Annotated in this window: 8 protein-coding genes and 1 pseudogene; 7 read left to right on the forward strand and 2 right to left on the reverse strand. The window is 70.7% G+C overall.

What is annotated here, in order from left to right; translation table 11 throughout:
• From G4D87_RS26810 to G4D87_RS39025, 3 genes and pseudogenes are all read left to right on the forward strand, one after another.
• A pseudogene (locus tag G4D87_RS26810) lies at nucleotides 1–1,089 on the forward strand (hypothetical protein); the annotation flags it as partial.
• Complete coding sequence (locus tag G4D87_RS26815) at nucleotides 1,086–2,417, forward strand: hypothetical protein (protein WP_371928600.1); 1,332 nt, start codon at nucleotides 1,086–1,088, stop codon at nucleotides 2,415–2,417. The pseudogene G4D87_RS26810 and the gene G4D87_RS26815, both read left to right, overlap by 4 nt.
• A 215-nt stretch (nucleotides 2,418–2,632) precedes the next feature.
• Complete coding sequence (locus G4D87_RS39025) at nucleotides 2,633–3,571, forward strand: hypothetical protein (protein ID WP_205507737.1); 939 nt, start codon at nucleotides 2,633–2,635, stop codon at nucleotides 3,569–3,571.
• Here G4D87_RS39025 and G4D87_RS26825 read toward each other — a convergent pair.
• Nucleotides 3,553–4,269 carry a YqiA/YcfP family alpha/beta fold hydrolase gene (locus tag G4D87_RS26825; protein WP_163785292.1) on the reverse strand — a complete coding sequence of 239 codons (717 nt, stop codon included), beginning with the start codon at nucleotides 4,267–4,269 and terminating at the stop codon, nucleotides 3,553–3,555. The genes G4D87_RS39025 and G4D87_RS26825 overlap by 19 nt on opposite strands.
• A gap of 37 nt (nucleotides 4,270–4,306) precedes the next feature.
• Nucleotides 4,307–4,900: a hypothetical protein gene (locus G4D87_RS26830; RefSeq protein ID WP_163785294.1), complete on the reverse strand. Its 594-nt coding sequence runs from the start codon at nucleotides 4,898–4,900 to the stop codon at nucleotides 4,307–4,309.
• Between the two features lie 150 nt (nucleotides 4,901–5,050).
• On the opposite strand from G4D87_RS26830, the gene G4D87_RS26835 reads away from it, so the two are divergent.
• The 4 genes from G4D87_RS26835 to G4D87_RS26850 form a co-directional block, all read left to right on the forward strand.
• Nucleotides 5,051–6,232 carry an AAA family ATPase gene (locus G4D87_RS26835; RefSeq protein ID WP_163785296.1) on the forward strand — a complete coding sequence of 394 codons (1,182 nt, stop codon included), beginning with the start codon at nucleotides 5,051–5,053 and terminating at the stop codon, nucleotides 6,230–6,232.
• Nucleotides 6,229–6,702, forward strand: coding sequence for a bpX5 domain-containing protein (locus tag G4D87_RS26840; protein WP_205507738.1), 474 nt, complete (start codon nucleotides 6,229–6,231; stop codon nucleotides 6,700–6,702). Before G4D87_RS26835 ends, G4D87_RS26840 begins: the two co-directional genes overlap by 4 nt.
• Nucleotides 6,699–8,525 carry an amino acid adenylation domain-containing protein gene (locus G4D87_RS26845; RefSeq protein ID WP_163785298.1) on the forward strand — a complete coding sequence of 609 codons (1,827 nt, stop codon included), beginning with the start codon at nucleotides 6,699–6,701 and terminating at the stop codon, nucleotides 8,523–8,525. The genes G4D87_RS26840 and G4D87_RS26845 overlap by 4 nt, the downstream gene beginning before the upstream one ends.
• Nucleotides 8,522–9,679 (forward strand): bpX6 domain-containing protein (locus G4D87_RS26850; RefSeq protein WP_275902304.1); only part of this gene is annotated, 1,158 nt, incomplete at its 3' end. The genes G4D87_RS26845 and G4D87_RS26850, both read left to right, overlap by 4 nt.

A 9,679-nucleotide genomic window follows, 5' to 3' on the forward strand; every position in this document is an offset into this window, starting at 1 on the left:
GGGAAGGGGGCGCGCGCCTTCCGTGAAGCTGGCCTCTCCAGGCAGGAGGGGGCGCGGCTTCAGGCGGTGGTGCCCCGCGTGGAAGCGCTGAAGGCCGTGCTGGAGCGGTTGGAGGCGCGACTTGGGGAGAGCGCCGTGGGCGAATTGGCCCGGCACCTCCAGCAGCGCCGGGACGCGGCCATTCTGGTGGCGGAGTGGGGCGAGGCCGGTGCGCTGGCGCTGCACGAGGCGCGAGGCAACGTGGCTCAAGCGCAGGCGACGTTGGCGGTGCGGTATCGCGCGCCTTCGAGCGCCGCGTCCACCGGCGGCGGCGGAGGGAGAAGCAGCGGCAGCAGGCCCTCCAGGCCACCCGAGGCAGCCGGACTCCCCGCGGCGGTGGCGGAGGCGAAGTTCAAGCAGTGGGAGGCGGAGTTCCCGGGAGCGCGCCTGTCGATGAACGTGGCGGAGCTGACGCGGCACCGTCAGGCCCTGCGGAAGGCGGCTCCCGCCGAGCTCAAGGCCGAGCCTCTCTGGGCCGACTACGTGGCCTACCTGGAGACGCGGGCCGCTGAACTCAAGCAGGGGATTGCGGAGCAGGGGCCGCTGAAGTGGGCCGGATACCAGCTTGTGCGTGCCAGGTACGCCCGGGGGCTGGCCTTCGAGAAGAAAATGGTCGCCATTCTGGAGGCGGACGCGGCGCTCCCACGGACGCAGCGGCGGTGGCTCCGGGACTTCGACCGGCCTCGCATCGAGACGCACGTGGGTGTTGCGAAGGTGGACCTGCGCTTCGCGGACGTGCTCGTCATCGAGGCAGGGGCCGATGCTGGCCCGACGCCCCGCGTGGAGACGTTCAGCTTCAAGAGTCGTGAGCTTCTTGGCCTTGATGGGGATGCCCTGGCTGCTCAAGTGGTTGCGGACGCAAGAGCCGCACTGAGGTATTACGGTGAGACGTTGAATATCCGTAGACCTGGACTCGAACAGACGGCGCAAATCAAAAAGGTCCGTTTGATCTATGAAGAGGTCTTCAAGCCATTGGACCCTGATGCCCTTGAGCGTGCCGTGAATAGAGCTGAGAGCAGGGCAGAAGGCGTGGAGGTGCTGTTTCGATGAAGGCAATGGGTCCGCTCGAACCGAATGCAGGCGATGGCCTGCGATTCCTGCTGGACGGGGTGCCTGGCCATTCTGCCGGGTCGGACACCGAGCTCACGCCCTTCATCGCGGCGCTGGAGTCCCACGCTGAAGGCTGGATGCCGGATGTCGTGAAGGGCGCGCAACGGCGAAGATACTCGCGCGCTTCTATCCAGAAGGCATTGGGTGAGCGGCGTGATGCGCATGGAACGTCCGTCGCGCTTTACCGCGCACAACCCTCGGTCGAGTTGACGCTCGACCTCAATCTCCATCCATCCGGAACGCAGTTGAGCTGTAGCCTGGGTGTTCAACCCCTCTCGTTGTTTTCGGAGCGAGGGCGGTGCCTCAGGCTGGTCGACATGGTCAGGACCCTGGCCGCGGACTATCGGGTGGACTACGCCATGGCCCATGGCATGGCGGATCGCCAACTCGCGGGGGCTCCCTACTTCGGTCGTGATGGGAAGACCACTCGCAGGGATGGCTTCGACAAGCTCTATGAGCTGTTCTGGCTCAACGTCTTCGGTCCAAAGCTGGTCGAGGCCGTAGGCCGCGAGCGGATGCTCTCAACGCCAGCGCACCTCGTGGAGGAGCTGCCCAACGGCTCCGTCCTCCTGGTGCTGTGGCCCACCGCCGCGGACTTCGCGAGTGACGAGGCGCGAGTGGCCCAGGCCCGCGCCCAGGTCCACCTGCGGCCAGACCTCGACTTCGACACGGTGCTGCGCACGCTGAGGGAGCGCAGCGCCGCGCTCGCTCCGGTGGAGCCTCGTTTCCACCCGGACCTGGCGCCGCTCCTCTCACGGCTGCCGGACACGTTCGCCATCAGCGAACGGCAGGCGAAAATCGCCGAGCTCAACGCCTTCCGGCCGCCAGCGCCGGAGGAGTGGCTCCCGGCCGCCCTTCCTCCGGACGTCGAGAATGTCGAACGCATCCGTCGTGACTACGGCGCCCTGTCCGAGCGCCTCGTGGCGGCGCTGCACACCCAGGTGCCCTCCATCATGAACGAGACGCCAGAGTCTCTCACGGACCTGGACTTCTACTTCTGGAGGGAGAACTTCCCCGAGCGGTACACGCGGGACCTCATCGACGAGCACACCGCTCCAGCCCTGGGGGCCTACCTGGGCGGCATGCTCGTTCGACGGCTGGGCGGAGCGTGGGTTCCGCGACGGAAGCTGGAGGAGTCGCAGGTGCGTGTCGGAGGGCGCGTCTGGCTGCCCTTCCTGCGCGCCCGCCGGTACCTGCAGTCCCGTCAGTCGCTGCTGGACTACTCGCTCACCCAGTTCTTCCATGAGGCGGAGCGGCACCGTCCCTGAGTCGCGGGCGTTCAACCGGGCGACACCCCCAACGCCGGAGGTGCGCGTCTCCCGCTTCAAGAAGCCCTATCCCCAGGATTTCCCGACATGGTTCACTGCGAGTCATGTCGCGACTTCACCGGCTCGCCGTCGTCATCCTCCTGGCGTGTCCCCTCCTCGGCGCGGCGCCCGGGGACACCCGGTCCGTGACTCCCAAGAAAGGGGCTCCTGCCAAAATGGCTCCCACCTGGCGTTTCGAACTCTACCATCAGGTCAACTGCGGCGACCCCAACGCGAAGAACGACGTCCACATCGGCTCGGACGGGAAGCGCTACGGCATGGGGCGCGAGGACTACCAGCCCTTCATCGAACGGTGCGAGCTCATCCCGCCCGAGGGCTTTGAGCCACTGTCCGCCGAGCTCGACTTCCTCCCGTACTTCCGCGAGCAGAAGCCCGCGACGACGCTGGGCGCATACTTCAAGGCGCAGGCCATTCGCGGGAGCACGCTCCAGAAGCTGCTGCCGAGAGACCTCGAGGGGATGCTCCGCTCCCCCAAAGACGACCGGCAGTACTTCTCCACACGCGTCGAGCCGACGTCACAGGCCAGGCGCCTCGTCGTCATCTGGAACCCCGAGGGACAGTGGTACGTCGACGAGGTCTTCTACCGCATCGAGGGACTCGGCGGCTGGCAGCGGGGGGCGTGCGCCGACGTGGTCGAAGGCACGTTCAGCGATTTCCTCAAGTACTCGCCACTGCTCGCGCCGCGGCTGAGCGAAGGTTTCTCGCAGTTGGAGCATCCGGAGCGGAGCCAGCAGCGGTTCTCCAAGGACGCGCTCGTGCTCAGGCTCGAGAAGACGCCCGGCATGCCCAACACGCGGAGCTACTGGCTCGAGGTCTTCGCGGATGGCCGTTTCAAGCGCAACGGCCCGCTCCTCTCCGAGGCGAACGCGGACGACGCCCATCGGCTCACGACGCTGCTCATCGTGGCGAGCCGACTGAGCGAACTCAAGGAGGGCCGAAGCGCACCGCCTCCCCCCGAACATGACGGGCAGACGACGACGCTCGAGTTCACCGTGAACGGCCGGCGCACGCGCCTGACGTTGGGCAACGACACCCCGCCCTTCATGCTCCGCTTCATGAAGCAGGTGGCCACCGCCTACGGCATCGAACTGTGAGCGCGCGGCCCCCGGGCGCCCCACGGCTGGAGGAACACCTCCGTCTCCTCCAGAATCCGCGGCAGTGAATCGGTGAGCTCGTGGCCGTCATCCACCTCCACCAGCCGGACGTGGCGCTTGCCCTCCGCCCACTGGCGCGAGTTGCGGACGTCGCAGGTGTCATCCTGACGGCCGTGGATGATGAGCGTCGGCACGCGCACGTCGGGCCAGCCGTCCGTCCGGGCATCCACGGCCTCCGCGTCCGCGATGAAGCCCGAATGGATGCGCACCTTCTGCTGCGTGACGAAGTCGTCCGTCTCAATCCAGCCCGACGTCCGCCAATGCCGCCACGCCGCGTCCCCCATCCTCCGGCGCAGCTGCGGGACGACGCGGAAGGCGGGCGCCAGCAACACCAGCGCGCACACGCGGGCGTCCTGCTCCGCCACCCGGGCCGCCGTGAGGCCGCCCAGGCTGGAGCCCAGGAGCACCACGCGCTCCTCGGGCCCACCCATGGCGGCCAGCACCGTGTCCAGCATGGCGCTCAGGCGGAGCTGCTCCAGGGAGGGCACGCGGAGGTTCAACCGCTCCACCGGGATGCCCTGGTCCGCGTAGTGCCGGGCCACGGCCACGCCCTTCTTCGAATCCGGACCCGAGGCGAAGCCGTGCAGGTACAGCCAGCGAGGACCCACGGCGGAGGGCGATGTCGTCGAAGCGTTCATGACGGGCCCACTCTAACGGGCGCGCGAGGTCCTGGCTTCAGATGCGCAACACCGGCCCGGCAATCACCGACTGCATGAGCTTGGCGCATTGGTTGAGCGCGCTGGACGTCAGCTTCACGTCGCAGAACTGGAAGCCCGTGGAGACGGACACGCCCCAGGTGTCGCTGAACCAGCCGTCCACGCCCACCCGGAAGGCCATGCTCGTGGTGTCGATGTTCGTCCGCAGCCACGTGCCCACGTCATCCGGCGTGAAGGTGCTCCCCCAGCTCTTCGACAGCCGCGCGCCCACCCACGGGGTGATGGGCTTGTCCTGGAAGAAGCGCAGCCGCGCCTCGATGCCCACCGCCCGGTAGTCGAGCTGCGCGCGCTCCAACTGTCCCGACCGCATCGCGTCCGGGAACTGCTGGCCCCACGTCTCGGAGATCTCCGCCAGCAAACCCACCGACAGTCCCGGTGGGGTCTCCAGGCCCAGGTAGCCGTGCAGCGCCGGGCCCCTCGTGCGGAAGTCGCTCAGATGGTCCAGGGTGATGCCGGCGCCCAGCGATGCATAGCCATTCCAGCCTGCCGCCACCGCGTCCGTTCCCACACTCAGCACGCCCACCACCGCCACCCACATCGACTGCTTTCTCATGCGTTGCAGTCTATGCCTGGAGGTCGCCTCGGGGGACTCCAAGTGCCGCTCCGCGGACAGTTCAGCGACTTCCGCCCTGTCGGATGGAGGGCGGGGAGGGGGCCTGCATGCGCTTTCAGACAGCAAGTCCGGCGGTTAGGGTGGTGTTCCATGTCCAGCTCCTTCGAAGCCGCCGCCTCCGCCGTTCGTGACGCGCTCTCCAGTGCGGGCCGGGGCCTGGTCGAACGCGAGGCGATGGTGGAGCTCGTCGCGCTCTCCGCCGTGGCGGGGGAGCACCTGCTCGTCATCGGTCCGCCGGGCACCGCGAAGAGCGAGGCCGTGCGGCGCACCGCTCGCGTCCTGGGCGGCTCCTACTTCGAGTACCTCCTGGGCCGCTTCACCGAGCCCTCCGAAATCTTCGGCCCCGTGGACCTGCGCAAGCTGCGCGAGGGCCTCATCGAGACGGAGACCCAGGGCATGCTGCCCGAGGCGGAGGTCGCCTTCCTCGACGAGGTGTTCCTCGGCTCCACCGCCATCCTGAATACGCTGCTGGGCCTCCTCAACGAGCGCACCTTCCGGCGCGGCCACACCCGCATGCGCTGCCCCCTGCGCGTCTGCGTGGGCGCCTCCAATGCCTTGCCGGAAGACGAGTCGCTGGCCGCCTTCGCGGACCGGTTCCTCGCGCGCATCTTCGTCGAGCCCGTGCCGGACCCGCGGCTGGAGGAGCTGCTCGCGGGCGGCGCTTCGCTGTGGGGGGACTCGGACGCGCACGTCACTTCGCTGGAGTCCCTGGACGTGGTCGCCCAGGCCGCGCGTGAGGCGGACCTCTCCGGGGTGCGCCCCCACCTGGCCCATGCGCTGCGCACGCTGCGCGCCGCGGGCGTGGCCTTGTCCGACCGCCGCGCGGTGAAGGTGCAGAAGCTCATCGCCGCCGCCGCCGCGCTCGCGGGCCGGCGCACGCCGGGGACCGCGGACCTGTGGCCGCTCGTGTATGCCGTGCCGACGAAGGAGGCCCAGGCGCTCGCTCGGGACGTGCTGCGGGACGTGCTCGCCGGGACGGAGAACCCGGCCTTGCCGGCGGCGGCGCTGGAGGCCAGCGCGGGCCCCCTGGCGCGGGCGCGGCGCATCGCCTCCGCGGGGCAGGCGCTGCTGGCGGAGCGGCCCGTGGAGGCCCATGGCGAGGCGCTCGCCGCGTGGCGGCTCAAGCTGGAGGGCGTGGCGCGGGAGATGGACGCGGGCTTCGCTCCCGAGTCGCTTCCAGAGGACTTGAAGGTGCTGCGCGCGGAGGTGGCGGGGGTGCTCGCCGCCGGTGCTTCAGGGCCTGAGTCATCCGCGACGGAGGTGGCGGTGTGAGCGCCCAGGAGACGCGTGGCGAAGCCGCCGCGCGCCTGCCGGTGCGGTGGTGTTCTCGCGCGGAGCCGCTGGAGCCGCTCGCTGTCGTGGGAGAAGGGCCCGTGGCGGTGGCGCTCGCTCGCCGGGTGCTCGCGGAGGACGACGCAGGCCTCGCCACCTGGGAAGGCGTCGCGGGGCCGGGCCTCCTGGTGCTCCTCGGGGCCTCGGCGTCGTTGCCGTGGGTCGACGGCGCCGTGTACCTGGGGCGGGATGACGCGGCGCCCTCGCTGTTGCTCCCCTGTGCGTTGGCGCCGGACGTGGCGGCGCCGCTGCTGGAGCGTGCGTTCGTGGCGCATGCGCATGGAATGGGCACGAAGTTGGCGGTGCTGCCCGCGTCCATGTGTCTTGTCAGCCTGGACGCCGCGCGGCCCGTGTCTCGTGTCACGCTTCAGGCCTGGCTGGACACGGGGACGACGGGGGACACGCCGTGAGCACGTTGCCCCATGCGTTGCACCCCTGGGCGTCCATCCTCGCGACGTTCCCGTTGGACGTGGCGCTGAGTCTGGGCCCCCTGGTCGCCCGGTTGTCCGCGGCGCTGGGGCCGCTTCGGGCGCCCTCGGAGCAGATGGGCGGTGAGCCCCAAGGGTATGACGGCCTGTCGCGAAGAGGCGCCTTCGACCGGTTGCTGGTGAGTGAATGGCTGTGGGCGCTGGAGGCCCCCGACGAGCTGGTGCGCCGCGCCGCCTTCGGAGAGCTGTCCTATCTCAAGCCCTCGTTCCGCCAGCCCCGGCGTGCGCGGCGCACGGTGGTGTTGCTCGACGCGGGCCCGGACCAGCTCGGCGCTCCGCGCATCGCGCACCTCGCGTTGCTCATCGTCATGGCGCGCAGGGCGGAGGCCGCGGGCGCCACGTTCGCGTGGGGCGTGCTTCAGGCAGACCCGAAGCGCGGCGGGTTCATGGAGGTGACGCCCGCCACGCTGGGCGCCTGGTTGAACGCGCGTGACACCGCGTCGCCCTCGGCTGAGCGGCTCGCGGCCTGGCGCGAAGCCCTCGAGCTCGACGCGCGGACGGCGGACGCCTGGCTCGTGGGGGCTGCCCGCCTGTCCCGGCTCGAGGGGGCGGAGGCGCTCTCGCGCATCGAGGTCTCCGAAGTCCTGGCGCCCGAGGTGCGTCAGCTCGCGGTGGAGGTGCGCCCCGCCGCGCGCGCGCCGCGCTCCGTGCTGCTCGACCTGCCGTCGCCGGATGACAGCGTACGGCTGTTGAGGGACCCGTTCCGCGCCCGCGTCGCCGCGCCCGTGAGGACCGTCCAGCACGCGCGGGTGTCGGGGTTCTCCTTCTCCGCGGATGGTCGCCGGTTGATGCTCTTCCTTGACGGGGGCGGCGTCGGCGCCATGGCGCTGCCCAACTCCCCTCGCGCCACCCTCGCGCGGCCCCAGCGGATGAATCCTCGGAGTGATGAGACCTTCCTGGGCGCGGGGTGGCGGCGCCAGGGCGGGCTGCTCGTGCTGACGCGGAAGGGGCGCGCCTATGCCTTCCGGGGACGGCTGCAACATCAGGCCAGGAGCCACAAGCGCGGGCCCGCGGCGCTTCCCTGGACGCTGCGCGATACGCAGGCGCATCCACCTGTTCCCGCGCTGGGACAGCCACCCGGCCGGCTGACGACCTATCTTGATGCCTCCCAGCGGGAGTGCGTGCTCCTGGCCGGTCTGGACGACACGCTCCATTGCTTCGAGGAGGACTCCGACTCCCGCCGCGTGGACTCCGCCCAGGTGGCACAGCGGGTCATCGCCGCCGCGCACGTGAAGGGCGCCAGCGTCTTCGTGACGCGCGACGGGAAGGCGGAGGCCGGGAGCTGCATGCGACTGTGCATCGTGAGCGCGAAGGAGGTGCGCCAGGTGCCACTGGAGGACTCGCGGGGCGACGCTGTCTGGTTCGGCGCGTCAGCTCATCCAGGCCACCCGGATGCTGGGTTGCTCGCGGTGAACCAGAGCCCCGGCGTGTGGCGCTTGCATCACCGGAACTCGGAGCCCTTCGTGACGCTGCGCCCGGGCTTCCGAGCCGTGGGCGTCGGAACGTGTCAGCAGGCGCGAGGGGAGGCCGGGCTGTTGGCGCTCGACCCGGACCAGCGGACCTTCTGGAGCGTGGGGCCGCGGCACCAGTCCAAGCTGACGGTGGCCGCCGCCAACGTGGTCCACGCGGAGGCCAGTCATGCGGTGCCCGTGCTCGCGTGGCTGACGGCGGAGGGCGAGTTGGTGCTGTACCACCTGGAGCAAGGCACGGTGCTGTGCCGTCTCCAGACAGGAGGCGGGGTATGAGCGCGGCGCGTGCCGGCCCGCGGCCCCGGCAGCAGGTGCACCGGGGCACGGTCCGGGCCTCGGCTTTCTGGCTCGACCCGGCCCTGCTCGGTGAGGCGGAGGCGCGCCGCCGGATTCTGGCGATGTGGGCGCCCGGCATGTCTGTTCACGCCGTGGCGGGTGGATATCTTGTGGAGATGTCCGCGCCACGCGCGGTGGCGTGTGAAGCCGCGCCGGGGCTGCCGCTCACGCGCGAGGACGGCCTCCTCTCCTCGGCGCCCTTGTCTCCATCGGAGCGCCGGCACCCGAGCCTCCATGAAGGCACGGTGTTGCTGGTGCTCAGCGGACGTGCCCAGGTGTTCTCCGCCAGCGCGATGCCGCGGGTGGAGGTGGCCGCCTGGCTCGATGTCTCCGAATGGGCGCTCCGTGCCCCGCGGACGCTGGGCGCGCCGCCGCCCCCCGTGCCCGTGCTGGAGCCCTTGCCGCCGCCGTCTCGCGAGCGCTTCGGTCCCGGCGTGCCCGAGCCGTCAGTTGAAGCCCAGGAGATGCTCGCGCGCATGGAGGGGCGCCGCGCTCCCGCCGCCGCTGGGGCGCGCCGTCCGGGATGGTGGGCTCGGCTGCGTGAGAAGCTCTTCCCCGACGGGACGGCGGCGCGTGGCGGCGGTGGTGACGCGCTCGTTCGCCAGGGATGGCTGGCGCGGCTGCTCGCGGAGTTCTCCCCTCAGGGCGCGTCGGCGCGCGGACGTGGCGAGTCCGGAGGAGGCCGGCCAGGATGGCTGGCGCGGCTCGGAGCGGCGTTCTCGGGGGCACGGGCGCGCGAAGCGCGGCAGGGGCCCCCTTCGTCCGGATGGCGGGCGCGACTGGCCTCGATGTTTCGGGGGCCTTCGCGTGAAGCGTCACCACCGGCCTTGCCGCCGTCCACTCCCGCCGTCCCTTCGGGCCCGAGTCCCTGGGACAGGCTGTCCGACTGGATGATGAACAACACCCTGCTCGGCGAGTGGGCGCGGCAGCGGAAGGCGGAGTACGTGCGCCGCCTCTTCGACATGTTCGAGGAGGGGAACCTCGAAGAGGCCCTGCGGCACGCCATCCCCCTGGGCCAGGAGCTGAGTGAGAGCGCGCGCGAGGCCTTGGGGCTGCCGGGGCCGCGTGAGCACCTCACCCTCCAGACGGAGGCG

The organism is Myxococcus vastator, assembly GCF_010894475.1.
GTDB lineage: Bacteria > Myxococcota > Myxococcia > Myxococcales > Myxococcaceae > Myxococcus > Myxococcus vastator.

What these genes read in the sequence shown, in the direction of transcription:
- G4D87_RS26815 (WP_371928600.1), top strand. Translation starts at nt 1,086, where the DNA reads ATGAAGGCAATGGGTCCGCTCGAACCGAATGCAGGCGATGGCCTGCGA.
- G4D87_RS39025 (WP_205507737.1), top strand. Translation starts at nt 2,633, where the DNA reads ATGGCTCCCACCTGGCGTTTCGAACTCTACCATCAGGTCAACTGCGGC.
- G4D87_RS26825 (WP_163785292.1), bottom strand. Translation starts at nt 4,269, where the DNA reads ATGAACGCTTCGACGACATCGCCCTCCGCCGTGGGTCCTCGCTGGCTG.
- G4D87_RS26830 (WP_163785294.1), bottom strand. Translation starts at nt 4,900, where the DNA reads ATGAGAAAGCAGTCGATGTGGGTGGCGGTGGTGGGCGTGCTGAGTGTG.
- G4D87_RS26835 (WP_163785296.1), top strand. Translation starts at nt 5,051, where the DNA reads ATGTCCAGCTCCTTCGAAGCCGCCGCCTCCGCCGTTCGTGACGCGCTC.